This window comes from Streptomyces sp. NPDC102406 (assembly GCF_044765725.1).
Classification (GTDB): Bacteria; Actinomycetota; Actinomycetes; order Streptomycetales; family Streptomycetaceae; genus Streptomyces.
The window spans coordinates 94,604-118,615 of the sequence record NZ_JBIWKP010000001.1 but is presented as its reverse complement, the minus strand read 5'-3'; the positions used below and the strand labels follow the sequence as shown (position 1 = coordinate 118,615).

Annotated in this window: 23 protein-coding genes and 1 tRNA gene; 12 read left to right on the top strand and 12 right to left on the bottom strand. The window is 72.8% G+C overall.

Going from position 1 to position 24,012, the window contains the following annotated elements:
• The first annotated feature begins 53 nt into the window (after nucleotides 1-53).
• Entirely contained in the window at nucleotides 54-983 is a 930-nt protein-coding gene (locus ACIRF8_RS00615) for a 1-phosphofructokinase family hexose kinase (RefSeq protein WP_404209427.1), read from the top strand.
• Nucleotides 984-996: 13 nt separating this feature from the next.
• Here the strand turns inward: ACIRF8_RS00615 and ACIRF8_RS00610 are convergent, their stop codons facing one another.
• Nucleotides 997-1,935, bottom strand: a complete 939-nt coding sequence (locus tag ACIRF8_RS00610) for a carbohydrate-binding protein (RefSeq protein ID WP_404209425.1) — start codon at nucleotides 1,933-1,935, stop codon at nucleotides 997-999.
• A gap of 112 nt (nucleotides 1,936-2,047) precedes the next feature.
• Nucleotides 2,048-3,763: a diguanylate cyclase CdgB gene (gene cdgB, locus ACIRF8_RS00605; protein WP_404209424.1), complete on the bottom strand. Its 1,716-nt coding sequence runs from the start codon at nucleotides 3,761-3,763 to the stop codon at nucleotides 2,048-2,050.
• Nucleotides 3,764-4,129: 366 nt separating this feature from the next.
• Between cdgB and ACIRF8_RS00600 the strand changes: the two genes are divergently transcribed.
• A complete protein-coding gene (locus tag ACIRF8_RS00600; RefSeq protein WP_404209422.1) occupies nucleotides 4,130-4,717 on the top strand; it encodes a flavin reductase family protein in 588 nt (195 codons plus the stop codon).
• A gap of 52 nt (nucleotides 4,718-4,769) precedes the next feature.
• Here ACIRF8_RS00600 and arfB read toward each other — a convergent pair whose 3' ends face one another.
• Complete coding sequence (gene arfB / locus ACIRF8_RS00595) at nucleotides 4,770-5,195, bottom strand: alternative ribosome rescue aminoacyl-tRNA hydrolase ArfB (RefSeq protein WP_404209420.1); 426 nt, start codon at nucleotides 5,193-5,195, stop codon at nucleotides 4,770-4,772.
• 161 nt (nucleotides 5,196-5,356) lie between these two features.
• Here arfB and ACIRF8_RS00590 point away from each other — a divergent pair, with 161 nt between their 5' ends.
• Nucleotides 5,357-5,932, top strand: a complete 576-nt coding sequence (locus ACIRF8_RS00590) for a TerD family protein (RefSeq protein WP_404209418.1) — start codon at nucleotides 5,357-5,359, stop codon at nucleotides 5,930-5,932.
• 369 nt (nucleotides 5,933-6,301) lie between these two features.
• On the opposite strand, the gene ACIRF8_RS00585 is transcribed toward ACIRF8_RS00590, so the two are convergent.
• The 4 genes from ACIRF8_RS00585 to ACIRF8_RS00570 form a co-directional block, all read right to left on the bottom strand.
• Nucleotides 6,302-6,916, bottom strand: coding sequence for a LysE family transporter (locus tag ACIRF8_RS00585; RefSeq protein WP_404209417.1), 615 nt, complete (start codon nucleotides 6,914-6,916; stop codon nucleotides 6,302-6,304).
• A gap of 168 nt (nucleotides 6,917-7,084) precedes the next feature.
• On the bottom strand, nucleotides 7,085-8,224 hold the full coding sequence (locus ACIRF8_RS00580; RefSeq protein ID WP_404209416.1) for a hypothetical protein: 1,140 nt from the start codon (nucleotides 8,222-8,224) through the stop codon (nucleotides 7,085-7,087).
• Nucleotides 8,221-8,826 carry an ankyrin repeat domain-containing protein gene (locus ACIRF8_RS00575; protein WP_404209413.1) on the bottom strand — a complete coding sequence of 202 codons (606 nt, stop codon included), beginning with the start codon at nucleotides 8,824-8,826 and terminating at the stop codon, nucleotides 8,221-8,223. Before ACIRF8_RS00575 ends, ACIRF8_RS00580 begins: the two co-directional genes overlap by 4 nt.
• 113 nt (nucleotides 8,827-8,939) lie before the next feature.
• On the bottom strand, nucleotides 8,940-9,503 hold the full coding sequence (locus ACIRF8_RS00570; protein ID WP_404209411.1) for a heme-binding protein: 564 nt from the start codon (nucleotides 9,501-9,503) through the stop codon (nucleotides 8,940-8,942).
• Between the two features lie 290 nt (nucleotides 9,504-9,793).
• On the opposite strand from ACIRF8_RS00570, the gene ACIRF8_RS00565 reads away from it, so the two are divergent.
• The 3 genes from ACIRF8_RS00565 to ACIRF8_RS00555 all read left to right on the top strand — a co-directional run bounded on the left by ACIRF8_RS00565 (nucleotide 9,794) and on the right by ACIRF8_RS00555 (nucleotide 12,191).
• Nucleotides 9,794-10,975, top strand: coding sequence for a sensor histidine kinase (locus ACIRF8_RS00565; protein ID WP_404212190.1), 1,182 nt, complete (start codon nucleotides 9,794-9,796; stop codon nucleotides 10,973-10,975).
• Nucleotides 10,972-11,619, top strand: coding sequence for a response regulator (locus tag ACIRF8_RS00560; RefSeq protein ID WP_404209409.1), 648 nt, complete (start codon nucleotides 10,972-10,974; stop codon nucleotides 11,617-11,619). The genes ACIRF8_RS00565 and ACIRF8_RS00560 overlap by 4 nt, the downstream gene beginning before the upstream one ends.
• Before the next feature lie 62 nt (nucleotides 11,620-11,681).
• Entirely contained in the window at nucleotides 11,682-12,191 is a 510-nt protein-coding gene (locus tag ACIRF8_RS00555; RefSeq protein WP_404209407.1) for a hypothetical protein, read from the top strand.
• Between the two features lie 8 nt (nucleotides 12,192-12,199).
• On the opposite strand, the gene ACIRF8_RS00550 is transcribed toward ACIRF8_RS00555, so the two are convergent.
• Nucleotides 12,200-12,883: a pentapeptide repeat-containing protein gene (locus ACIRF8_RS00550; protein ID WP_404209405.1), complete on the bottom strand. Its 684-nt coding sequence runs from the start codon at nucleotides 12,881-12,883 to the stop codon at nucleotides 12,200-12,202.
• A 91-nt stretch (nucleotides 12,884-12,974) separates the two neighbouring features.
• On the opposite strand from ACIRF8_RS00550, the gene ACIRF8_RS00545 reads away from it, so the two are divergent.
• Entirely contained in the window at nucleotides 12,975-13,622 is a 648-nt protein-coding gene (locus ACIRF8_RS00545) for a rhomboid-like protein (RefSeq protein WP_404209403.1), read from the top strand.
• An 11-nt stretch (nucleotides 13,623-13,633) separates the two neighbouring features.
• Nucleotides 13,634-15,058 carry an NAD(P)/FAD-dependent oxidoreductase gene (locus ACIRF8_RS00540; RefSeq protein WP_404209401.1) on the top strand — a complete coding sequence of 475 codons (1,425 nt, stop codon included), beginning with the start codon at nucleotides 13,634-13,636 and terminating at the stop codon, nucleotides 15,056-15,058.
• Nucleotides 15,059-15,105: 47 nt separating this feature from the next.
• On the opposite strand, the gene ACIRF8_RS00535 is transcribed toward ACIRF8_RS00540, so the two are convergent.
• Nucleotides 15,106-15,179: transfer RNA gene (locus ACIRF8_RS00535), tRNA-Thr, on the bottom strand.
• A gap of 231 nt (nucleotides 15,180-15,410) precedes the next feature.
• On the opposite strand from ACIRF8_RS00535, the gene ACIRF8_RS00530 reads away from it, so the two are divergent.
• From ACIRF8_RS00530 to ACIRF8_RS00515, 4 genes are all read left to right on the top strand, one after another.
• Nucleotides 15,411-16,913: an FG-GAP-like repeat-containing protein gene (locus tag ACIRF8_RS00530; RefSeq protein WP_404209399.1), complete on the top strand. Its 1,503-nt coding sequence runs from the start codon at nucleotides 15,411-15,413 to the stop codon at nucleotides 16,911-16,913.
• Between the two features lie 149 nt (nucleotides 16,914-17,062).
• A complete protein-coding gene (locus ACIRF8_RS00525; RefSeq protein ID WP_404209397.1) occupies nucleotides 17,063-18,199 on the top strand; it encodes an ABC transporter ATP-binding protein in 1,137 nt (378 codons plus the stop codon).
• A gap of 194 nt (nucleotides 18,200-18,393) precedes the next feature.
• Nucleotides 18,394-18,852 carry a hypothetical protein gene (locus ACIRF8_RS00520; RefSeq protein ID WP_404209395.1) on the top strand — a complete coding sequence of 153 codons (459 nt, stop codon included), beginning with the start codon at nucleotides 18,394-18,396 and terminating at the stop codon, nucleotides 18,850-18,852.
• A gap of 45 nt (nucleotides 18,853-18,897) precedes the next feature.
• Complete coding sequence (locus ACIRF8_RS00515; RefSeq protein ID WP_404209393.1) at nucleotides 18,898-19,665, top strand: NDP-sugar synthase; 768 nt, start codon at nucleotides 18,898-18,900, stop codon at nucleotides 19,663-19,665.
• 84 nt (nucleotides 19,666-19,749) lie between these two features.
• On the opposite strand, the gene ACIRF8_RS00510 is transcribed toward ACIRF8_RS00515, so the two are convergent.
• The 3 genes from ACIRF8_RS00510 to cysS all read right to left on the bottom strand — a co-directional run bounded on the left by ACIRF8_RS00510 (nucleotide 19,750) and on the right by cysS (nucleotide 23,994).
• On the bottom strand, nucleotides 19,750-21,450 hold the full coding sequence (locus ACIRF8_RS00510; protein WP_404212188.1) for a DoxX family protein: 1,701 nt from the start codon (nucleotides 21,448-21,450) through the stop codon (nucleotides 19,750-19,752).
• A 99-nt stretch (nucleotides 21,451-21,549) separates the two neighbouring features.
• Nucleotides 21,550-22,500, bottom strand: coding sequence for a 23S rRNA (guanosine(2251)-2'-O)-methyltransferase RlmB (gene rlmB / locus ACIRF8_RS00505; RefSeq protein WP_404209391.1), 951 nt, complete (start codon nucleotides 22,498-22,500; stop codon nucleotides 21,550-21,552).
• A gap of 93 nt (nucleotides 22,501-22,593) precedes the next feature.
• Nucleotides 22,594-23,994, bottom strand: coding sequence for a cysteine--tRNA ligase (cysS, locus tag ACIRF8_RS00500; protein WP_404209390.1), 1,401 nt, complete (start codon nucleotides 23,992-23,994; stop codon nucleotides 22,594-22,596).
• Nucleotides 23,995-24,012: the final 18 nt, after the last annotated feature.

Sequence of the window (24,012 nt, the reverse complement as noted above, 5' to 3'; positions counted from 1 at the left end):
CGTAACTGAAAGCGTTGCCGCACGTACGCGTATCCATCGGGGGGCGAGGTCCTGTGATCCTCACGGTCACCTTGAACACCGCGCTCGACATCACCTACAAGGTCGACGCACTGCGTCCGCACACCTCGCACCGCGTCACCGAGGTCACCGAACGACCGGGCGGCAAGGGCCTGAACGTGGCCCGGGTGCTCGCCGCCCTCGGCCACGAGGTGACGGTGACGGGCTTCGCGGGCGGCGCGACCGGACGCGTGCTCCAGGACGGGCTCCTCGGCGTCGAGGGCATCGCGGACGCCCTGGTCCCCGTCACCGGCACGACCCGCCGCACGGTCGCGGTGGTCGACGCCTCGACGGGCGACACGACCCAGCTCAACGAGCCGGGCCCGCTGGTCTCCCCCGCCGAATGGGCGGCCTTCCAGGAGGCGTACGCGCATCTGCTGGGCTCCGCCGAAGCGGTGGCCCTGTGCGGCAGCCTCCCGCCGGGCGTCCCGGTCGGCGCCTACGCGACGCTGGTGCGGGCGGCGCGGGCCGCCTCGGTCCCCGTACTCCTCGACACCAGCGGTGAGCCGCTGCGGCGCGGCATCGCGGCCCGCCCCGACATCGTGAAGCCCAACGCGGACGAGCTGGCCGAACTCACCGGTTCGCACGAGCCGGCCCAGGCGATGCGCGACGCCCGCAGGCGCGGCGCGCACGCCGTCGTCGCCTCGCTCGGCGCGCGGGGGCTGCGCGCCCTCACCCCGGACGGCGCCTGGCAGGCGCCCGCGCCCGCCCGGCTCACCGGCAACCCGACGGGCGCGGGCGACTCGGCGGTCGCGGGGCTGCTCTCCGGCTGCGTGGAACACCTGCCGTGGCCGCAGCGGCTCGCCCGCGCCGTCGCGCTGTCGGCGGCGACGGTGGGGGCGCCGGTGGCCGGCGAGTTCGACGCGGCGACCTACGAGCGGCTGCTGTCCGAGGTGACGGTGACGGACCAGGCCGGCGCGGCCTGATCCGCCGACGGCGTCAGTTCTTGGCCAGCCACATCTGGTCGATGTTGGCGTCGCACGTGTTGCCCTGCTCGCAGGAGACCGCGATCGCGTTGGTCCCCTTGGTGAGCTGGACGATGGCCCACGTGTTGGTCCAGCCGTTCGCCCAGTCGCCTTCCTTGGCGTGGGCGAAGTTCGTCATGTTCAACGGACGGGTCTGCTTGGTGCCGTTGACGTTGATCGTGGCGTCGGAGTCCTTGCCGGGCACCCCGTAGTTCACGTACAGCCGGTACTGCCCGTCCTTCGGGATGTCGTTGACGGTCCAGGTCACGCTCGCGCCGACCTTGTTGAACCCGGCGACGTACACCCCGCCGGCCGCCTTCGCGCCCTTGACGTCGGAGGCGGTGACGGTGCCGCCGTCCAGCTTCAGCGCCTTCGCGTCGGTCTTCGGCAGGTCGACCGGGTCGGCCGACGCCGACGTGGAGGGTGTCGCGCTCGGCTGCACCGTCTGCGAGGTGCCGGACGGCTTGTTGTCGGCCTCCGGCTCGTCGTCCCCCGAGTCCTTGCTCAGCATGGCGACGCCGATGCCGATGACCACGGCCGCCACGACGGCGACCGCGCCGATCAGCAGCGCCTTGGTGTTCGGCCCGCGACCTCGGCCACCACCGCCGCGCGGGGGCTGCGGCGAGCCCGGCTGCGCGGGCGCGCCGCCGCCGGGCAGCGTCTCGGGCGCCTGGTAGTAGGCGTTCGGCTGGTTGTACGCGGCCGTCTGCTGCTGCGCCTGCTGCTGCCCGCCGTACTGACGCTCGCCGACCGTGCGGACGTGGTGGTACGAGGAGCGGGGATTCGGGTAGCCGTAGCCGCCACCCCCGCCGCTGGGCGGGGTCGCCCCGGCCGCCTGTCCGTCGGCGTACAGATAGCCGAACGGATCGTCGTCCTCGGGCGTGGTGCTCGCGCCGTTGTTGCCGGGCGCCATCCCTGATCACTCCCTACACGATTGCTTACCGGGGCGAGCGTACCCGCTGCGAGTGACCGCAAGACGTGGCCTTGACCTCACCGAAACCCGGGATTCAGGCCATTGTGCCCGGTCAGCCGGCCCGCCTGTGCTGCTTGGCCCGGGACCTCTTCTCCACGTACATCCGCTGGTCAGCGGAGCTGAGCACTTCCTCGGCCGTCATCCCGCAGTGGGCCCAGCCGATACCGAAACTGGCTCCGACACGTACCGCGCGGCCGTCCACACGGATCGGCGGAATGATGGCGTTCCGCAACCGGACGGCCAGATCCTGGGCGTCCTCGCGGCCGAGTCCGTCGGCGAGGACCACGAACTCGTCGCCGCCGAGCCGGGCGACCGTGTCCCCGTCCCGTACGCCGTTGGTCAGGCGGCGGGCCACCTCGATGAGGACGGCGTCGCCCGCGTTGTGCCCGAACCGGTCGTTGATCGACTTGAATCCGTCGAGGTCGCAGAAGAGGACGGCGAGCCCCTTGGTGCCGTCGTCGGCCACCGGAGCCGTCCCGTCGGGGCCCTCGGGCGCGACCAGGTGGACATGGCGGTCGAAGCCGTCGAACCCGTCGTACAGGCCGGACTGGGGCGGGACGGGAAGGGCGGAGCCGAAGTCGAACCCGTGCCCGTCGGAGGCGGAGGCGAGCTGCGCGCCCTGTGCGCGGTGGTCGCCGTAGGCCGCGTCGAGCGAGTCGATGGCGCTCGGCCTGCTCTCCTGCGGGCGGCGGCACAGCCGGGCGGAGAGGCGGGCGCGCAGTTCGGCCGAGTTCGGCAGACCGGTGAGGGAGTCGTGCGAGGCGCGGTGGGCGAGCTGGAGCTCGCGGCGCTTGCGCTCCTCGATGTCCTCGACGTGGGTGAGCAGGAAGCGGGGCCCGTCGGTGGCGTCGGCGACCACGGAGTTGCGCAGGCTCACCCAGACGTAGGTGCCGTCGCGCCGGGCCAGGCGCAGCTCGGCGCGCCCGCCCTCGGCGGAGGTGCGCAGCAGGGTGCCTATGTCCTCGGGGTGCACGAGGTCGGAGAAGGAGTAGCGGCGCATCGCGGAGGCGGGGCGGCCGAGGAGGCGGCACAGCGCGTCGTTGGTCCGCAGGATGCGGCCGTGCTGGTCGCCGCCCATCTCGGCGACGGCCATGCCGGAGGGCGCGTACTCGAAGGCCTGCCGGAAGCTTTCCTCGCTGGCGCGCAGGGCCTGCTGCTCGCGTTCGAGGCGGACGAGGGCGCGCTGCATGTTGGCCCGCAGGCGGGCGTTGCTGATCGCGATGGCGGCCTGGAACGCGTACATCTGGAGCGCCTCGCGGCCCCAGGCGCCGGGCCTGCGTCCGTTGCGCGGGCGGTCGACGGATATCACGCCGAGCAGTTCGCCACCGGCGGCGCCGGTCGCGTACATGGGGGCGAAGAGACGGTCCGAGGGGTGCCACTCGTCGTCGAAGCGGGGCGGCGGTCCGTCGGTGAACCACTGCGGCACGTCGTCCTCGTCGAGGACCCAGCCCTCGGTGTACGGGATGAAGCGCAGCTCGCCCCAGGCCTCGCCCATGCTCAGGCGGCGCTCCCAGGATTCGCGGGAGCCGACGCGGCCGGTGATGAGGGCCTCGGCCGCCGAGTTCCCCGAGAAGGCGGCGACGACCAGGTCGCCGTCGGGGCGGACGAGATTGACGCAGGCCAGCTCGTACCCCAGCCCGTTGACGACGCCGTCCGCGACGGTCTGGAGGGTGTCGGCCAGACTGCGGGCGGTGTTCATGTCCGCCATCACCTGGTGCAACTGATGCAGGGTCGCAAGACGGACGTACGGCTCCGACTCGGTCTCCATGCTCAGTTCTCCCCGAGACCTCGACAGCACTCCAGAATTCTGATCGGCTCTCTACGCGCACGTGCAGCCGCACGTTCATCTCGCAGTATCAACGCCACTGAATCACAGCGAGCTGCCCACTCGGTACACAGGGTCAACAAAATATGGCTCCTGTGACTCAAGTCACAAGGTGGGAGTGGGGGTTGGGAAGGGATTCCCGGGGAACTCTGTGAGTTTGCTGTGCGGATCAAGGCGTTGGGATCAAGGCTGTGCGGGACGAGGCTGTGCGGGACGAGTGGGGGCCGAGGTCCTAGGTCGCAGGCGCGGGTCCGGTCTCCGTCATCGGTCCGATGCGGGGGGCGCGGGGGCGGGGCTAGCGTTTCGAGGGTGCTGAAGACTTCCCCTGCCACCTCCGCCCGTACTGCCGATTCCTCCCCCTCCGGGCCCGCCGGGCATCCTGAGGGGGTGAGCACCGACGAGTTCCGCGCCGCCCTGTCCCGTCTCGCCTCGGGCGTCGTCCTGCTGACCGCGCACGAGGCCGCGCTCGACCCCGAGGGACCCGTCGGCGAGGACGCCGGTATGACGGTGACCGCGTTCATGTCGGTGTCGCTCGACCCGCCCCTGGTCCTCGTCTCACTGCGCAACGGCTCCCGCATGGACGACCTGCTCGACGACCAGCCTCTGTGGGCGGTGTCGCTCCTGTCGGAGTCGCAGAGCCACATCGCCGGGCGGTTCGCCATGAAGGGCCGGATCAGCGACCGGCTCCTGTTCGAGGACATCCCGTACGTACGCGGCGCGCACACCGGCGCTCCGCTGGTGGGCGGGGCGCTGGCGACGCTGGAGTGCCGCACGGAGCAGTTGGTGCCCGCGGGCGACCACACGCTGGTGATCGGCCGGGTCCTGAGCACCGCGCTGCCCAGCGCGGACGGTGGCCCGCTGACGTATTTCCGGGGGCGGTACCGGGGGCTGGGCTGAGAGGTCGCCGGATGCCGGGGGCCGGGCTGGTCGGCGGCACCCCCGTGGTCGCCTACCAGTCCCGGCCTGCCCGCCCCCGCTTCGTGTCGGACCGCGCCTTCTTCTCGCGCAGCCTGCGCTCGTTGACACCCCGCGACTTGCGGGTGGGCCGCCGCGGCTTGGGCGGCGGCGCCGTGGCCTCCGCGAGGAGCGCCGCGAGGCGGATCGCCGCCGTCTCCCGGTTGCGCCACTGCGAGCGGTGCTCCGAGGAGCGCACCGAGACGACCCCGTCCACGAGGCGGGACGCCAGCCGCTCCAGGGCGCGCGCCTTCCACACCTCGGGCAGCGCCTTCGTGGCCGCCAGGTCGAACCGCAGCTCCACCTGCGAGTCGCTGGTGTTCACGTGCTGCCCGCCCGGCCCCGACGACCGCGAGAAACGCCAGAGGAGCTCGGCCTCCGGAAGGACGACCGAACCGCGGACGGGATAAGGACCGGACATGTGTCCATGGTCGCGTGCCCGCGCCCCGCAGTCACCCGGTTTTAGCGGGCGGGTAAAGAAAGTAAAGGGACCTGGAACCTCCGATACCCGCTCGGCGTTCATAGGGGTACGAGTAGCTTCGGCTACGCACGCACGACTTCACGAAGGAAGGGACTCCCGCAATGGCAGTAAGCCTGTCCAAGGGTGGCAACGTCTCGCTCACCAAGGAGGCTCCGGGCCTGACCGCCGTCACCGTGGGCCTCGGCTGGGACGTCCGCACCACCACCGGCACCGACTTCGACCTCGACGCCTCCGCGATCGCGGTGAACCCGCAGGGCAAGGTCTTCTCCGACGCCCACTTCGTCTTCTTCAACAACAAGGCGACGCCGGACCAGACCATCGTGCACACCGGAGACAACCGCACGGGCGAGGGCGCGGGCGACGACGAGGCGATCAACGTGAACCTGGCGGGCCTGCCCGCCGACGTCGACAAGATCGTCTTCCCGGTCTCGATCTACGACGCGGAGAACCGCTCGCAGAACTTCGGCCAGGTGCGCAACGCGTACATCCGCATCGTCAACCAGGCCGGCGGCGCCGAGATCGCCCGTTACGACCTGTCGGAGGACGCGGCCACCGAGACGGCGATGGTCTTCGGCGAGCTCTACCGGAACGGGGCGGAGTGGAAGTTCCGCGCCGTCGGCCAGGGCTACGCGTCGGGCCTCACCGGCATCGCCCAGGACTTCGGCGTCAACGTCTGATCGTTCGACACCCACACAGGTGCCGGTACGGGCCCCGGGAGCGCCGCACGCGGTGCGCCCGGGGCCCGTCGCGTCATCCCGGCGACGGGCTGTCCGGCCGGGGTTGTCCGGTCGGGGCTGCCCGGCCGCGGCTACCCGGTCAGGGTTGTCCGGTCGGGGTTGTCCGGTCGGGGCTGCCCGGCCGCGGCTACCCGGTCAGGGTTGTCCGGTCGGGGTTGTCCGGTCGGGGCTGCCCGACCGCGGCTGACCGGCCGCGGCTGACCGGCCGCGGCTGCCCGACCGCGGCTGCCCGACCGCGGCTGACCGGCCGGAGCTGCCCGACCGCGGCTGCCCGGCCGCGGCTGCCCGGCCGGAGCTACCCGGCCGCGGCTACCCGGTCAAGGCGAGTCGGACCGCGAGCACCGCGATCAGCGCGCTCGACACAAGGCCCGTCACCAGCCGCCCCCGTACGCCGGTCAGCGCCCGGCCGAGCAGGGCGCCGCCACCCGCGAGCAGCAGTTGCCAGCTCGCCGACGCGGCGAACGCGGCCACGGTGAACGCGACGCGCGGGGCGACGCCGGTGACCGTGTCGCCGCCGCCCAGGACGAGCGCGGCGAAGTAGACGACGGTCATGGGGTTGAGCAGCGTCAGACCGAGGAGCCCCAGGTAGGCGCGGCCGGGCGCGAGTGGCGGGGCGGTGGGCGCGTCGGCGCGGCGGGTGCGCAGGGCCCGTGCGGCGCCGTGCGCGGCCAGCGCCAGCAGCACGGCCGCCGCGCCCCAGCTCAGCGGGGTCCTGGCGGTCCGGATCAGCGGGGCAGCGGCGGCGCCACCGGTCACGGCGACCAGAGCGTAGAGCCCGTCCGCCGTGGCGACGCCCAGCGCGGCGCAGACACCGGTCCGCAGATTCGTGCGGGCCGTCAGGGAGACCAGCAGGGCCGCGACGGCGCCGACCGGGACGGCGATGCCGTACCCGGCGAGCACCCCCGCGACCAGGGCCGCGCTCACGCGAGGCGCGGGATCGGCCTCCGGTCCGGGGCGGTCCGCTGCTGTCGCCGGGCCGGGACGGCCGGGGCGGACAGCGGGCGCGGCAGGTGCACGGACGAGGTCATGCCCGGATTTTGCGGGGTGGCGTGCCGCTCGCGCAACGCATTGACGCGGGGTCCGGGCGGGCGGTCACAGCACCGCGATGCCCAACGGGCGTTCCCCCGCGGCCAGTCGGCGGGTGCCCCCGCTGTCGAGGTCGACGACGGTGAGGCCGTTCCAGTAGCCGTCGCGGGTGAACCCGCCGGTGACGTAGGCCGTGTGACCGTCGGCGGAGACGGTGACGTCCTCGTGCGGGCCGTCGAGCGGGATCAGCTTCTCCCCGGAGCCTCGCGGGCCGCTGCCCGGCGGGCGGACGGTGAGGGACGGGCCCTTGTCCTGGGCCGGGTCGATGGGTCCCGTGCCGACGGCGAGGAGCGTGCCGTCGGGGGTGATCGTGGTGCCGTGCTGGTGCGTGTCGGCCGTCATGCGCTCGACCGTGGAGCGGCCGGTGTCCGGGTCGACGACCACCAGCTTCTCGCCCTCGAAGGGGAGAAGGAGCTTGCCGTCCGACGGCCGTACGGCCGCGTAGTGCGGCTTCAGCCAGGAGCCGAGACCGCCCTCGGTGCCGTACGGCGCCACCTCGATCCGGCGGGTGACGGCGAGGACCGTGGGGTCGGCGGGGGCTGTGGGGGCGGTGGGGGCGACGACAGTGACGTCGAACGAGTCGTGGCCGGTCGCGTACACCTGCTTCCCGTCCCGCGACACGTCCACATCGAAGGGGCGGCGGCCGACGTCGGCGGTGCCGGTCACCTTCAGCGTGCGGGTGTCGACCGCCTCCAACGTGCCGTTGCCACCGGGGACGTTGACGCCGACGTAGACGTGGTCGCCGTCGGGGGCGAGGGCGATGCCCATGCCGCCGCCGCGGTACTCGCCGTGCGCCGGGGCGCCGAGGTTCCTCGTCTCGTACGGGACGAGCGCGGTCCGCGTCCGGCTGCCGGTGTCGACGACCGCGACGCCCTCGGCCGTGGCGACCCAGGCCCGGCCGTCGTCACCGACGGCGAGACCGTAGGGGGCGGTGCCCACGCGTACGGAGTCGACCGGTCCCTCGTCCGGGTCCACGAAGGTGACCGTGTCGGCGCCGAAGTCGGTGACGAGGAGGGTGCCGTCGGGGGTGCGGCCGGTGGGGCGCGAGCCGGCCGGACCCGGGCTCGCGCCCGCACTCTCGCCCTGCCGCGCGGTGCAGCCTGCGAGCAGGGCGACGGCCGTCGCGGCGAGCACGAGGCGCTTCACAGGACCGCCCTCAGCAAAGCGGCGATCTGCTGGAAACCGCGCCGCTCGGCGTGTTCCAGCGCGGTCACGCCGTCGCCGTCCGGGAGGCCGGGTGTGGCGCCCGCCGTGATCAGCAGCTCCACGATCTCCTGGTGCGCGCGCCCGCCGTCACCGAGGATCACGGCCTCCAGCAGGGCGGTCCAGCCGAGGCGGTTGACGTGGTCGACGTCGATGTCGGTCTCGCGCAGCACGGCCCGTACGTAGTCGACGTGACCGCGTTCGCAGGCCGGGATGAGGGAGATGCCGCCGAACCGGTTGGTGCGCCTCAGGTCGGGGCGCGCGGGCAGCAGGGTCCGCATCATGGCGACGCTGCCGGTGACGCCGGTGACCAGCCACGGGCTGTCGTCGCGGTCGTCCTGGGCGTCCGGGTCGGCGCCCGCCGCGAGCAGCGCCGCGGCGACCGGTACGTGGTCCCCGATCGCCGCGAGCAGCAGCGGGGTGCGGCGGTGCCGGTCGCGGGCCTCGACGCGGGCCCCCGCGGCGAGCGCGGCGCGCACGGAGTCGGCGTCACCCTGTTCGGCGGCGGTCAGCAGGGTGCGGTCGGCTTCGCTGAGGGTGGGCATGACGGTACTCCAGGGAGCGCGCTCGGGGACGTACGGGAAGAGGGGCGGCGGCACACGGTACGGGGAGGGGCCGTGTGCCGCCGCTCGCGAGGGGCCTCGGGGCTTGCCGGGGGCTACTTGCCGAGCGCGTCCACACCGGCGCGGGCAAACTTCTCGTCCAGGTCGCCTGAGGGGGCACCGGCCACGCCGACGCCCGCGATCGGGGCGCCCCCGGCGGCCACCGGAGCGCCGCCGCCGAGGAACAGCGTGCCGGGGATGTCCTTGAGGGTCGGCGCCTTGTCCAGCCTCTTGACCAGCTCGGACGTGGGGGCGTTCCAGGAGACGGCGGTGAACGCCTTCTTCTGCGCCGCCTCGTAGGCCTGCGGTCCCGCGCCGTCGCCGCGCAGCGTCAGGATGGTGTTGCCGTCGCGGTCGACGACGGCGACGGAGACCTTCTGGTTCTCCTTCTTCGCGGCGTCGAGCGCGGCCTCGGCGGCCTTGGTGGCGGACGCCAGCGTCAGGTGCGTGGTCGTCGTCGTGGTGCTGCCCTTGGCGGCGGCGGCGGCGGTGGCGGTGGCGGCGGCCGGGGCGGCCGGGGCCGAGGCGTTCGCGGAGACGGCACCGACCGTACCGGCGGCGACGGCGGCGAGGACGGCACCGCCGGTGAGGACGGTGGAACGGCGGGAGAGCTTCTGCACGGTGACTCCTGGGCTCGGGGAGGGCGGGTTCGTCTGCTCTCAAGCCTGGGCCCGCCGACGGGCCCGGGCCGTCGGCGTTCCGGCTGCTCAGGGGCTGCCGAGCGGTCGACACGGGGGTCATCCGAACGGTTGACCCCGGGGGCGGGGACGCCCTCGACAATGGAAGGGTTCGGTCGCCGGAACCGTGCGAGTCGAAGGAGGTGCGGGTGGCCGTGGCCGAGAACCAGCGGACGTCCGTCGACCGGCTCGACGACAGCTTCGAGACGGACACCCGGCGCCTGACGGCCGTCATGCACGCCGCGTTCTGCCTCCTGCTGGCCGCCGCCCTCGCCCGTTTCCTGCTGCGTCACCCCGCCGACGGCCGCACCCCGTGGATCATCGCCCTCTGCGCCCTGCTGGCCCTCGTCTACGTCACCGGGCTCACGCGCGACATCGCGGAGCGGTCCACGGTGGGGCAGCGGATCTGGCTGACGCTCGTGGTCGTCGTCTGGGTGGTGCTCGTCGCGCTCGCCCCGAGCTTCGCCTGGTGTGCGGTGCCGCTCTTCTACACGGGTCTGCGGACGCTCCCCGTGCGCGCCGCACTCGTCCTCGTCACCCTGCTGACCGCCCTGGTCGTCGCGGCCCAGGTGCGGCTGGCCGGCCGCTGGGACCCGGACCTGGTGCTCGGGCCGCCCGCCGTCGTCGTGGTCGCCACCGCCGTCTTCCTCCAGATGCGGCGCCAGGCCGTACGCCAGCGCGCCCTCATCGACGACCTGCTCCGCACCCGCCGCGAACTCGCCGCCGCCGAGCGCCGCGCGGGCACCCTCGCCGAGCGCCAGCGCCTCTCCATGGAGATCCACGACAGCCTCGCGCAGGGCATGTCCAGCCAGCGGATGCTGTTGCAGGCGGCCGAACGGGTCTGGGAGTCCGACCCGGCCAAGGCCCGCGCCCACGTACGCGCCGCCGGGTCCGTCGCCGAGCACAACCTCGCCGAGGCCCGCCGGTTCGTGCACGACCTGGCCCCCGCCGACCTGGCCCACGCCCAGGACCTGGAGGGAGCGCTGCGGACCGTCGCCGCCCGCGAGAGCGGCGAGCACCTCACGGTCCGCGTCCACGTCGACGCGGCGCACGAAGCCGCGCCCCGGCTGCCCGACCGCATCCAGTCGGCGCTGCTGCGGATCGCGCAGGGCGCGCTCGCCAACGTACGGGAGCACTCCGGGGCCGCCACCGCGGCGCTCACCCTCACGCTCCTCGACGACCAGGTCGTCCTGGACGTCGCCGACGACGGCCGCGGGTTCACCCCGGCGTCCCTGCCCGGGACACCGCACGGGGTACGCGGCCACGGACTCCCGGCGATCCGGGCCCGGGTCCGCCAGCTCGGCGGGACCCTCACCGTCGAATCGTCCCCGGGCGAGGGAACGGTCCTGTCCGCGTCCGTCCCCCTGCCCCAGGAACCCGGCCCGACAGACCCCCACGGAGGACCCCGCCCATGACCGGACCGGACACGGCACCGACGACCCGGATCCTGCTCTGCGACGACCACGCGGTGGTACGCGCCGGGCTGCTCGCCCTCCTCGACAGCGCCGAGTCCATCGAGGTCGTCGGCGAGGCGGGCACGGGCGAGGAGGCCCTGGCGCTGGCCGCGCGGCTCACCCCCGACGTGGTCCTGATGGACCTCCAGCTCGGCGCGGGCATCGACGGGGTCGAGACGACCCGCCGGCTCACGTCCGGGCCCGGCGCACACCCGCACGTCCTGGTCCTGACCACCTACGACACCGACGCCGACATCACCCGCGCCATCGAGGCGGGCGCGACCGGCTACCTGCTCAAGGCCGAACGCCCGGAAGAACTGTTCGCCGCGATCCACGCCGCCGCGCAGGGCCGTACGACCCTGTCCGCCCCCGTCGCCAGCCGCGTCATGGCGCAGATGCGCACCCCGCGCCCGACCCTCACCGACCGTGAGCGGGACATCCTCGCGCAGCTCGCGCACGGCCTGGGCAACCGGGAGATCGCCCGAGCCCTGTTCATCAGCGAGGCCACGGTCAAGACCCACCTCGGCCGGATCTACGACAAGCTGGGCGTGGACACGCGGGCGGGCGCGGTCGCCGTGGCCAAGGAGCAGCGGCTGCTGCCCTGAGGGCCCCCTCCCCCTCGTCTCGCGCGGCGGGTCCACCGGCCGGGGCATGACACCATTTCCCCGTGCTCGACATCGGTTACGCCCTCTCCCGCCGCTTCCCGGACCCGCCGCAGACGGACTACCGCCGCGCGGACGTCCACGCGCTGCGCCACGACCTGTTCTGCGGCGACGTGTACCTGGCCGACACGAAGGCGGACCGGGAACTGTCCACAGCCTGGGGATGGGTGCCCGTGCTCGACTTCGCCTGGGCGCTGTGCGACATCGTCGAGCAGCTCGACCGCGACCCGCGCGGCAGCCGCAGCGCCACCCCGCAGTACGCGGACCTGGACTTCACCGAGTCCACGGACCGCATGCTGTTCGAGCGCCGCTTCGGCTGGGTCGACGTGGAGGCCGACTGGATGCCGGGCCACGAACCCCCGCTGACCTTCTCCCACGCCGAACTGCGCCGCGAGGCACGGGACTTCCTCCACGACCTCGTCGCCGACCTCGCCGACATGCATGAGGACCTGGCGGAGAACCCGGTGATCTGGGACCTCCAGGCCCGCTTCCCCCGCGTCCCCGACCGGCCCTGAGAGCCTGTCTAACCGACCACCCGCACCCCGAGCTGCGCCGCGAACGCCGGTGCCAGGTCGAAGAGCTGGGGCGGGGAGATCACCGCCCCGCCCAGCCGGTCCACGCCCCGCGCGATCCCCAGCTCGGCCGCGCCCCGCAGGTCGACGTCGGTCATCGTCACGCCCGTGAGGTCCGCCCCCTTGAGGACGCAGCCGGGGAACTCCACCCGCTCCAGGCGCGCGCCCCCGAAGTCCGGCTCGACCAGCACACAGCCGTCGAACACCACGTCCTTCAGCCGCGCTGTGCGCAGGTTCAGATAGTCGATCTTGCCGCCGCGGACGACCACGCGCTCCAGCACGCCGCCGTGCAACTGCACCCCGCCGAGCCGCGCGTCCGTCACCTCCACGTCCCGCAGCGTCGCCTCCGACAGGTCCGTGCCCACGCCGCGGATGCCGGTCAGCGTCGAGTCCAGGAAGCGCGCACGGCGCAGCGCCGTCCCGTCGAGGCCGCACGCCACGAGCGCGCAGTCCATGAACCGCGCCCCGGCCCCCTCCTGGCCGCCGAGGTCCGCGCCGCCGAACTCCAGGCCGTCGTAGTCCCCGTCCGGTTCGAGCCGGGCGCCGTCCTCCCAGGGCACCAGCGGGGGCAACCGCACCTGCGCCCGCCGCGCCCCACGCACCTTCGCCGCCGCTGCACCGCTCCTGTCCACCATGCCCCCATGCTGCCCGCCGCCACTGACACCGGACCGGGCCCGCCGGAATGTCGGTCACGCCGCCGCCCCCTCCCACGTGCCTGAATCGACCATGCGCCTTTTCCTGCGCCGCCTGCGCACGTCCGCGTGGTCGTACGTCCGCCGCGCCCCCGGCACGTACCTCTGGCTGCTCGCGCTCTGCGTCACCACGGTCGCCGTGCACCACATGGACCCCCACGTCGAACACGACTTCCTGCGGCAGCGCTCCACCAACCTGCACGAGCTGTCGCAGCACCCGATCCGCGTCCTCGTCTCCTCGGCGCTCTGGCTCGACGGCGCCGACTGGTGGCCCTACGCCCTGCTCTACACCCTCCTGCACGCCCCGGCCGAACACTGGCTCGGCACCCCCCGCTGGCTCGCCGTCGTCGCCGCCGCGCACGTCCTCGCCACCCTCATCAGCGAGGGCGCCCTGCTGTGGGCCATCAGCGTCGGCCACGCCCCCGCGTCCGCCGTCAACACCCTGGACGTCGGCGTGAGTTACGCCCTCGCGGGCAGCATCGGCATCCTCACCTACCGCCTCGTCCCACCCTGGCGCCACCTCTACCTCGCCGTGGTCCTCACCCTCTACGCGGCCCCCCTCGTCACCGGCCGCACCTTCACCGACCTCGGCCACTTCACCGCCGTCCTGATCGGCCTCGCCTGCCGGCCGCTCTGCCGGGGCCGCGACCACCCCCTGCCGCGAACCCGCCCCGCCCAGTAACCTCCACCGCCATGAGCAGCGAGAACAGCACCACCGGCGGCGGAACGGGCCCCGTCAACGGCGGCATATCGTTCTGGTACGCCGACGACGGCATCCCCCGGGCCCGCGAACCCCTCACCGGCGACGCGACCGCCGACGTCGTGATCGTCGGCGGCGGCTACACCGGCCTGTGGACGGCCTACTACCTGAAGAAGGCCGCGCCCTTCCTCCGCATCACCGTCCTGGAACAGAAGTTCTGCGGCTACGGCGCCTCGGGCCGCAACGGCGGCTGGCTCTACAACGGCATCGCCGGCCGCGACCGCTACGCCGCCCTGCACGGCCACGACGCGGCCGTCCGCCTCCAGCAGGCCATGAACGACACGGTGACCGAGGTCATCGACGTGGCCCGCGCCGAGCACATCGACGCGGACATCCACCACGGCGGAGTCCTCGAAGTGGCGTACACCCCGGCCCAGTTGGCCCGCCTCAAGGCCTTCCACGCCACCGAGCTCGGCTACGGCGAGAAGGACCGCACGCTGCACGGCGCCCGGGAGACGACCGACCGCGTCCGCGTCGCCGGCGCCGTCGGCTCCACCTGGACCCCGCACGGCGCCCGCCTCCACCCGGTGAAGCTCCTCAAGGGCCTGGCCCGGGCGGTGGAGGCCCTGGGCGTCACCCTCCACGAGTCGACGCCCGTCACGGAGATCAGGCCGAAGCACGCCGTCACCCCCTACGGCACCGTCCGCGCCCCCTACATCCTGCGCTGCACCGAGGGCTTCACCGCGTCCCTCAAGGGCCGCCGCCGCACCTGGCTCCCCATGAACTCCTCCATGATCGCCACGGCCCCGCTCACCCCCGCCCAGTGGGCGGACATCGGCTGGGAGAACCGGGAAACGCTCGGCGACATGGCCCACGCCTACATGTACGCGCAGCGCACCGCCGACGGCCGCATCGCCCTCGGCGGCCGGGGCCGCCCCTACCGCTACGCCTCCCGCACCGACCACGACGGCCGCACCCACCCCGCCACCGTCGACGCCCTCACCACCATCCTCTTCCGCCTCTTCCCCCAGCTCACCGGCGTCCCCGTCACCCACGCCTGGTCCGGCGTCCTCGGCGTCCCGCGCGACTGGTGCGCCACCGTCACCCTGGACCGCTCCACGGGCCTCGGCTGGGCGGGCGGCTACGTCGGCTCCGGCGTCGCCACCTCCAACCTCGCCGCCCGCACCCTGCGCGACCTCGTCCAGCAGGACTCCGGACAGGGCGGCCCCACCGACCTCACCACGCTCCCCTGGGTCGGCCACAAGGTCCGCAAGTGGGAGCCCGAACCGCTCCGCTGGCTCGGCGTCCACGGCATGTACGCCACCTACAACGCCGCCGACCACCGCGAACGCACCACCCACACCCCGCACTCCAGCCGCCTGGCCAAGGCGGCGGACCGCATCGCGGGCCGGGGCTGACACACGACAGAAGCCCAGGTCACGAGGTGACCTGGGCTTCTGGACGGAGCCCCCTATCGGATTCGAACCGATGACCTACGCATTACAAGTGCGTTGCTCTGGCCAACTGAGCTAAGGAGGCGGGGCGCGGCGCGAGGCGGCGCGCGATCCGAGTCGCTCCACCTTACACAGAGAGCTTTTCCCGGTGCCACGACGTTGTGGTGCCACCGGTACGAACCCGGCCGGTCGCGCGGGTTCGTACAACCTTTATCAACTGTGCGCGGTCTCCTGTGCGTCACCTGTTCACCCGTGCATCACCTGTTCGCATGCGTCACGGGTGTCCACAGTTCGCCAGAACCTCCGGAGACCTCTCGTGCATCAACGCTTCCGTACCGCTCTCGCCACCGGCGCCGTCGTCGCCCTGACCGGAGGGCTGCTCGTCGGCGCCGCCGGGGCGGGGTCCGCCGCCTCGCCGAAGGTGGAGAGCGACTTCAACGGTGACGGCTACCGCGACGTCGTGGTGTCCGCACCCGGCGCCCGGGTCGCGAACCTCCCCCGGCCGGGCACCGTCTCCGTGCTGTACGGGTCGGCGAACGGAGCGAGCGCCGCCCACCACCAGACCCTCGACCAGAACACCCCGGGCATCCCGGGCGCGGCCGAGGCCGGGGACTACTTCGGCACGGCGACCGCCGCGGGCGACTTCGACTCCGACGGGTACGCGGACCTCGCGATCGGCGTCACCAAGGAGGACGTCGACGGCGACACCGACAACGGCCTCGTCCAGATCGTGTGGGGCTCGCCGTCCGGGCTGACCGGCGGCGCCGACGTGGTCGACCCGGCACCGACCCAGCACGACCGCTACGGCCAGTCCCTCGCGGCCGGCGACTTCGACGGCGACGGCCGCACCGATCTGGCCGTCGGCACGTCCTCCGGCACCCTGCACGTCTTCTCCAAGGGCATCTCCCGCAAGGGCAAGCCAGGCGCCCGGGCCGCCCTCACCCTGCCCCTGTACTCCAACACCCACGCCGGCATCCTCAACCTGGTGGCCGGCAGCGTGAACAAGGACGGCCGCGCCGACCTCCTCGTCACCGGCCAGAGCCGCAACGTCTCCGGCGGCAAGCACCACGAGGTCAACTACTACCTGCCCGGCGCGAGCGGCGGCCCCAAGGCGTCCGCCGCCAAGCTGATGCCCAGCGGCTCCAACAGCGCGATCGGCGACATCGACGGCGACGGCTACGGCGACATCGCCACCGGCACCTGGTGGGCCACGGCCGGTCCGGACAAGCTCCCCGGCGGCAAGGTCGTCGTCACGTACGGCGGCAAGAGCGGACCCTCCACGCGCACCCAGACCATCACCCAGGCGTCCGGGGCGATCCCCGGCGACCCCGAGGCGTGGGAGAAGTTCGGCGCGGACGTCGCGCTCGGTGATGTCGACGGCGACGGCAGGATGGAGCTGGCCGTCGGCACCCCCGACGAGAACCTGCGGGTGGCCCCCGGCGGCAGCGGCGTGATCTACGGGGCGGGCACCGTGACCGTGCTGCGCGGCTCGGCGTCCGGCGCCGACACCACGAACGCCGTGCAGTGGCTGTGGCAGGGCACTGCCGGTGTTCCCGACAGCGGCTGGCGCTCCGGGAGGTTCGGCGGCGAGGTCCACCTGGCCGACCTGGACAAGGACGGCAAGGCCGACCTGCTCTCCGGCGCGCGCGGCGACAACAACTCGGACGGCTCGCTCACCACGCTGCCCTCCGACGGCACGGCGATCGGGACGGCCGGCGCCCAGTACATCGGCCCGAAGGACCTCGGCATGGACTGGGTCGGCATCCCGCAGCTCGGCACGGCCGTGAACGGCTCGCGCCCGGTGGACACCGTCTACTGACCGTCGCCGAATTCGCCTGCTCCGCACTACTGACAGACGGACCCCCACCGGGTACCGTCCAGATCAGTTCACCCGCGTGGACTACACCAGTTCCTCCTCTACAACGGATCGTCCGGCACGTTCCTGCCGGTGAAGGGGGCTTCACAGCCATGGCTTCTGTCACGTTCGACAAGGCGACCCGCGTCTACCCGGGTTCCACCAAGCCCGCCGTCGACGGTCTGGAGATCGAGATTGAGGACGGCGAGTTCCTCGTCCTCGTCGGTCCATCCGGTTGCGGCAAGTCGACCTCCCTGCGCATGCTCGCGGGCCTCGAGGACGTCAACGGCGGAGCGATCCGCATCGGCGACCGCGACGTCACGCACCTGCCGCCCAAGGACCGGGACATCGCCATGGTGTTCCAGAACTACGCGCTCTACCCGCACATGTCCGTCGCCGACAACATGGGCTTCGCGCTCAAGATCGCCGGTGTGAACAAGGCGGAGATCCGGCAGAAGGTCGAGGAGGCGGCGAAGATCCTCGACCTGACCGAGTACCTGGACCGCAAGCCGAAGGCGCTCTCCGGTGGTCAGCGCCAGCGGGTGGCGATGGGCCGCGCGATCGTGCGTGAGCCGCAGGTGTTCCTCATGGACGAGCCGCTGTCGAACCTCGATGCCAAGCTCCGTGTGTCGACCCGTACGCAGATCGCCTCGCTCCAGCGCCGTCTCGGCATCACCACGGTCTACGTCACGCACGACCAGGTCGAGGCCATGACGATGGGCGACCGCGTCGCGGTCCTCAAGGACGGTCTGCTCCAGCAGGTCGACAGCCCGCGCAACATGTACGACCGCCCGGCCAACCTCTTCGTCGCGGGCTTCATCGGCTCCCCCGCCATGAACCTGGTGGAGGTCCCGATCACCGACGGCGGCGTGAAGTTCGGCAACTCGGTCGTGCCGGTCAGCCGTGAGGCCCTCAAGGCCGCCTCCGACAGGGGCGACACCACGGTGACGGTCGGTGTCCGCCCCGAGCACTTCGACATCGTCGAGCACGGTGGCGAGGCCGCGAAGACCCTCACCAAGGACACCAGCGACGCCCCCGCGGGCCTCGCCGTCTCGGTGAACGTCGTGGAGGAGCTCGGCGCCGACGGCTACGTCTACGGCGCCGCGCAGGTCGGCGGCGAGCACCAGGACCTGGTCGTCCGCGTCAACGGCCGCCAGGTGCCCGAGAAGGGCGCCGAGTTGCACGTCGTGCCGCGTCCGGGCGAGACCCACGTGTTCTCCACCTCGACGGGCGAGCGCCTCTCCGACTAATACGCTTCTCACAGCGAGGGCCCCGCACTTCGGTGCGGGGCCCTTCGCGTGCGCCCGCGGTGTCGACAAATACCCCGGCAAGTAAGACATATAGGCCACTGGCGTCAACGCGTAAGCAAAGAAACCTAGTTACCCGTCCCTCGGTCGAGTGACTAAATGTCGCCAAATCATCACCGACCGCTACGCTCACTCGCGTGACGCACTCCGCTGACTACACCCAGAAGCCGCGCCGAGCCCGGGGCCAGGGCCCCGCCCGCCGCGCCGCCCGCACGCTCGCGTTCGTCCTGCCGGTGATGTTGGTGCTCTCCGGGACCCTAGCGGTCACCCGAGTCAACTGGTCCGGGAGCTCATCGGACTCCATCCTCACGGCTTCCTCACACGATGTCTCGGCCCGCGCCAAGTCGCGCGCCCCCCAGGACGTCCTGCGCGACCGTCTCCTCCAGGAACTTCAGGAGGAGAACCCCGGTGTCGCGCTCACCCATCTCCAGCAGGAGGTCGACCGGCGTCCCTCGCTCGCCAAGCACTGCATGTCGATCGCGAAGGCCCTGGGTCGTGCCGCGGTACAGGCCTACGGTCCGGCGCGCGCCCAGTCGTACGCCCGGCCGGTCTGCGACACCTCCTTCGCTTCGGGGGTGGCCGGTTTCAGGGCCTGAGCCCTCGACAGCCCTGGTGGGCCGTGCGCACGTACAGTTCCGGTCATGACGACCGCCGAACCGGCCGCGCACGGCCCTCACGCATATCCCGACCGGCATGCCCACCGCCCGACGCAGGCCGTCGTCCTGGCGGGCGGCCAGGGCTCGCGGCTGCGCCCGTACACCGACGACCGGCCGAAGCCGATGGTGGAGATCCCCGGCACCGGGACGCCGATCATCGGCCATCAGCTCACATGGCTCGCCGAGGAGGGCGTCACCGACGCGGTGGTCTCCTGCGGGCATCTCGCGGAGGTGCTCCAGGAGTGGCTGGACCAGGCGGACCTGCCGCTGCGGGTCACGACGGTCGTCGAGAAGGAGCCGCTGGGGCGCGGTGGCGGCCTGAAGTTCGCGGCCGCGCACCTGCCGCACCAGGACCGGCCCTGGTACGCGACCAACGGGGACATCTGGACCCGGTTCTCGCTGCGGGAGATGGCGGACTTCCACCATGAGCGGGAGGCGACGGCGACGCTGGCGCTGGCCCGGCCGCGCATCCCGTGGGGCGCCGTGGAGACGGACGCGTTCGGTCACATCACGGACTTCGTCGAGGCACCGCCGTCGCCGTTCCTGATCAACGCGGGTCTGTACGTCTTCTCCGCCGAGTTCGCCTCGCTGCTGCCGGACGTCGGGGACCACGAGCGCACGACGTTCCCGCGCCTGGCCCGCGCCAAGCGGCTCGCCGGTTTCCCGATCCCGCAGGGTGCGTACTGGCGGGCGATCGACACGGCGAAGGACCTGCGGGAAGCCGCCAAGGAGCTTGCCGCGCAGACCCGTTGAGACTTATCTCCCGGTACGTCGACGGGGCCCCGCACGTGGTGCGTGCGGGGCCCCGTCGTCGTGGCGGTCGGGCGGAGTGGGGTGTCAGCCGAGCAGGCCGCCCACGAGCCTGCTGTTGCCGCCGCCCTCGGAGCCGCCACCGCTGCTGCTGCCGCCACCGCCGCCACCGCTGCTGCTGCCGCCGCCCGAGGAGGAGGCGGCGCCGGTGTCGGGGCCGCCGGTACCGGCGCCGGTCGTGCCGCCGGGGGCGGGGCCGCCGGTGGTGCTGGCGGGCGGCTGCTGTGGCGTGGTCTGCTGCGGCGGCGCCTGGCCTGCCGTGGCGCCCTGGGTGGGCGCTGCCGTGGTGCCGCTGGCCGTGCCGGCCTCGCGCGTGGCGTCGGGCGTGCCGGCCGCGTCCGAGGGGCTCGCCGTGGCGCTCTGCGTCGGAGCGTCGGAGGCCGCCGGGCTCTTCGAGTGGCGCTGCTTGTGGCCGGGCTCGGAGGGCAGCGGGGAGCCGGGGATCTCGTTGCGCGGGGTGTCGCCCGGGCCGGGGGCGGTGACGCGGTCGGCGTCGCGGACGGCGCCGCCGAGCAGGGAGCCGATGAGCAGGGTGGAGCCGATGACGAGGGTCGCGATGACGGTGCCGCGGCGCAGCACGTAGCGGCGCAGGTCCCACAGGGTGGTGCGCGGTCCGAGGCGGCGCCAGGCGCCGCCCGCGAGGCGTCCGTCGATGGAGTAGACGGGGGCCCCGGCGATGATCAGCGGTGACCAGGCGGCCAGGTAGATGATGTCGGGCGCGTCGTAGGCGGGGACGGTCTTCCAGCTCACCGTGAGCAGGAGCGCCGCCGAGAGCAGGGCGCCGATGACGGCGGTGACCCGCTGCCACAGGCCGAGGACGGTGAGGACACCGACGATGACCTGGAGGAAGGCGATGACGAGTCCCGCGCCGACGGGGTGCTGGAGCGCCCAGTCCCGCATGGGTTCGGCCATGTCCCAGGGGTGCAGGGAGTTCAGCCACTTGACCATGGAGCCGCGCTCGCCGCCGTCGAAGTAGACGGGGTCGCAGAGCTTGCCCATGCCGGCGTAGATGGAGATGAAGCCGAGGAAGACGCGCAGCGGCAGGAGGACGACGCCGAGGTTCATCCGGCGGCCGGGGTAGTAGGCGTGGCGGACGGGCCCGTAGCGTCGCGCGGCGGTGGTCTCGCCCGCCGTGTCGCGGTCGGAGTCGTCGAACTCGTCGTCCTCGTAGGGGAACTGCTCCAGCTCCCCGGTCTCCTCGAAGGCGCTTCCGGCCTGGCGCATCTGCGGCAGGATCCGGGTGCCGGGGCCGCTGTCGCCCTGGCGGGGGTTGATGATGACGGAGGTCTCTTCCGGGTCCCCCGCGTACAGCCCGTCGGCGAGAGCGTTCGGGTCGACGCGCGGGATGACCTGGGTGGCACCGCCGTCACCGCCGTCGGCGCCGGGGTCGCCCACGCGGCGCGCGGACTCCAGCAGGCCGCTGGCCGCCAGGTCTCCGGCGCCGCTCATGACGACGGGGCGGCGCCGGGCCCCGGGTGTCCCGGCGGCCGTGATGACGGGGACGCGGGCGGTCGTCGCGCCCGCTCCGGCCACGCCCATGGCGCTCACGTGCCGTGCGATGCGCGGGAGTTGTGTCTGCTGCGCCCTGGGGAGCTGCACGCGGAAACTCGCGTGGTTGACGATGACCTGCGCCGGGTCGCACGGAACCTTCACCATGCTCAGCGCGGGAGCGTCGTCGAATCCCGACGAGCGGTCCCCCGAGGGTGTGCGGGGCGTTCTGGTGTCCACACTCATCTAACCGAGTGATGTGTGTTTAGGACACTGCCTTGACCGCACCCAAATGTCCGGGCCCCGTCAAGGTGCGGGGGCCCGGACGGAACGGGCCCGTCAGGCGCGGCGGCGTGCCGCCTCGTAGAGGACGACTCCCGCCGCGACACCGGCGTTCAGCGACTCGGCGCCGCCCGGCATGGGGATGCGGACCCGGTAGTCGCACGTCTCGCCGACGAGGCGGGACAGGCCCTTGCCCTCGCTGCCGACCACGATGACGACGGGCCCGGCGAGCGCTTCGAGGTCACCGATCTCGCGGTCCCCGTCGGCGGCGAGGCCGACGATGGCGACACCGGCCTTCTTGTACTGCTCAAGAGCCCGGGTCAGGTTGGTGGCGCGGGCCACCGGGGTGCGGGCGGCGGTACCGGCCGAGGTCTTCCAGGCGCCCGCCGTCATCCCGGCGGCGCGCCGCTCGGGCACGAGCACGCCGTGGCCGCCGAACGCGGAGACGGAGCGGACGACGGCGCCGAGGTTGCGCGGGTCGGTGACCCCGTCGAGGGCGACGATCAGCGGGTCCTGGCCCTCGTCGAAGGCGGCGGCGACGAGGTCCTCCGGGTGCGCGTACTCGTACGGCGGGACCTGGAGGACGAGGCCCTGGTGGTTGAGGCCGTTGGTCATGCGGTCCAGCTCGGGGCGGGGGGCCTCCATGAGGTGGATGCCGCCGCGCTCACCGGCGAGCTGGAGCGCTTCGCGCACGCGCTCGTCGTTGTCGATGAACTGCTGGACGTAGAGCGTGATGGCGGGCACGCCCTCGCGCAGCGCCTCGACGACGGGGTTGCGGCCGACGACCATCTCGGAGGTGGCCTTGCCGCGCGGGCCGCCGGTGCGGCTGGTGGGGCGGCGGGCGGCCTGCTTGGCCGCGGCGTTGGCGACACGGTTCTTCTTGTGGCCCTTGCGTGCCTCGGCGGGCGGGGTGGGGCCCCGGCCTTCGAGGCCCTTGCGCCGCTGGCCGCCACTGCCGACCTGCGCGCCCTTCTTGCCGGACATGCGGCGGTTGTTGTTGGCGGCCATGACCTACCTGTCTCTTACGTGAATGTGTCTACGTCTAGGGGTGTACGTCTATGCAGTGTGCCGCCCGACGGCGCGGGCGGCACATCCGGGGGCTCAGCGGGGGCCGAGGCTCCAGCGGGGCCCGGTCGGGCTGTCCTCGATGACGAGCCCGGACTGGCCGAGCTGGTCGCGGATGGCGTCGGCGGTGGCCCAGTCCTTACGGGCGCGCGCCGATTCGCGCTGGTCGAGCACGAGCCGTACGAGGGTGTCGACGACGCCGTGCAGGTCCTCGCCGCGGTCGGTCTCACCGGCCCAGTGCGGGTCGAGCGGGTCGAGGCCGAGGACGTCGAGCATGGCGCGCACCTCGGCGAGGCGGGCGACGGCGGCTTCCTTGTCGTCGGCGGCGAGGGCCGAGTTCCCCTGGCGCACGGCGGTGTGCACGATGGCGAGCGCCTGCGGCACGCCCAGGTCGTCGTCCATGGCCTCGGCGAAGGCGGGCGGCACCTCGTCGGCCGGGTCCACGATCCCGCCGGCCTTCTCGGCGACGCGCTGGATGAAGCCCTCGATACGGGCGAACGCGGACTCCGCCTCGCGCAGCGCGTCCTCGCTGTACTCGATGGTGGAGCGGTAGTGCGGGGTGCCCAGGTAGTACCTCAGGACGATGGGCCGCCAGTGCTTGACCATCTCACCGACGAGGACGGAGTTGCCCAGCGACTTGGACATCTTCTCGCCGCTCATGGTCACCCACGAGTTGTGCACCCAGTACTTCGCGAACTCGTCGCCGTACCCCTTGGCCTGCGCGATCTCGTTCTCGTGGTGCGGGAAGATCAGGTCGATGCCGCCGCCGTGGATGTCGAAGGCGGAGCCCAGGTACTTGTGGGCCATCGCCGAGCACTCCAGGTGCCAGCCGGGCCGGCCGCGGCCCCAGGGGGTCTCCCAGCTCGGCTCGCCCTCCTTGGCCGCCTTCCACAGGGCGAAGTCGCGCGGGTCGCGCTTGCCGGTCTCGCCCTCGCCCGAGGGCTGGCGCAGGTCGTCCAGGTCCTGGTTGGACAGCTCCAGGTAGCCGGGGAAGGAGCGCACGTCGAAGTAGACGTTCCCGTCGGCCTCGTAGGCGTGGCCGCGCTCGATGAGGCCGCGCATCATCTCGACCATCTCGGTGACGTGACCGGTGGCGCGCGGTTCGTACGTCGGCGGGAGGCAACCGAGCGCGGTGTAGGCGTCGTTGAACGCCCGCTCGTTCTCGTAGCCGATCGACCACCAGGGGCGGTTCTGCTCCGCGGCCTTCTTGATGATCTTGTCGTCGATGTCCGTCACGTTGCGCACGAACGTCACGTCGTAGCCGCGGTACGTGAACCAGCGGCGCATGATGTCGAAGTTGAGCCCCGACCGGATGTGCCCGATGTGCGGGGCCGCCTGGACGGTAGCGCCACACAGGTAGATCGAGACACAGCCCGGCGTGAGCGGGGTGAAGTCACGAGTCTGCCGGGCGCTGGTGTCGTACAGGCGAATAGTCACCCCTCCAGGGTAGTGGCC

Bases quoted from the DNA above. Each gene is read 5' to 3' on its own strand.
- ACIRF8_RS00610 (WP_404209425.1), bottom strand. From the start codon at position 1,935: ATGGCGCCCGGCAACAACGGCGCGAGCACCACGCCCGAGGACGACGAT.
- cdgB (WP_404209424.1), bottom strand. From the start codon at position 3,763: ATGGAGACCGAGTCGGAGCCGTACGTCCGTCTTGCGACCCTGCATCAG.
- arfB (WP_404209420.1), bottom strand. From the start codon at position 5,195: ATGTCCGGTCCTTATCCCGTCCGCGGTTCGGTCGTCCTTCCGGAGGCC.
- ACIRF8_RS00590 (WP_404209418.1), top strand. From the start codon at position 5,357: ATGGCAGTAAGCCTGTCCAAGGGTGGCAACGTCTCGCTCACCAAGGAG.
- ACIRF8_RS00575 (WP_404209413.1), bottom strand. From the start codon at position 8,826: ATGCCCACCCTCAGCGAAGCCGACCGCACCCTGCTGACCGCCGCCGAA.
- ACIRF8_RS00565 (WP_404212190.1), top strand. From the start codon at position 9,794: ATGCACGCCGCGTTCTGCCTCCTGCTGGCCGCCGCCCTCGCCCGTTTC.
- ACIRF8_RS00560 (WP_404209409.1), top strand. From the start codon at position 10,972: ATGACCGGACCGGACACGGCACCGACGACCCGGATCCTGCTCTGCGAC.
- ACIRF8_RS00550 (WP_404209405.1), bottom strand. From the start codon at position 12,883: ATGGTGGACAGGAGCGGTGCAGCGGCGGCGAAGGTGCGTGGGGCGCGG.
- ACIRF8_RS00545 (WP_404209403.1), top strand. From the start codon at position 12,975: ATGCGCCTTTTCCTGCGCCGCCTGCGCACGTCCGCGTGGTCGTACGTC.
- ACIRF8_RS00540 (WP_404209401.1), top strand. From the start codon at position 13,634: ATGAGCAGCGAGAACAGCACCACCGGCGGCGGAACGGGCCCCGTCAAC.
- ACIRF8_RS00525 (WP_404209397.1), top strand. From the start codon at position 17,063: ATGGCTTCTGTCACGTTCGACAAGGCGACCCGCGTCTACCCGGGTTCC.
- ACIRF8_RS00515 (WP_404209393.1), top strand. From the start codon at position 18,898: ATGACGACCGCCGAACCGGCCGCGCACGGCCCTCACGCATATCCCGAC.
- rlmB (WP_404209391.1), bottom strand. From the start codon at position 22,500: ATGGCCGCCAACAACAACCGCCGCATGTCCGGCAAGAAGGGCGCGCAG.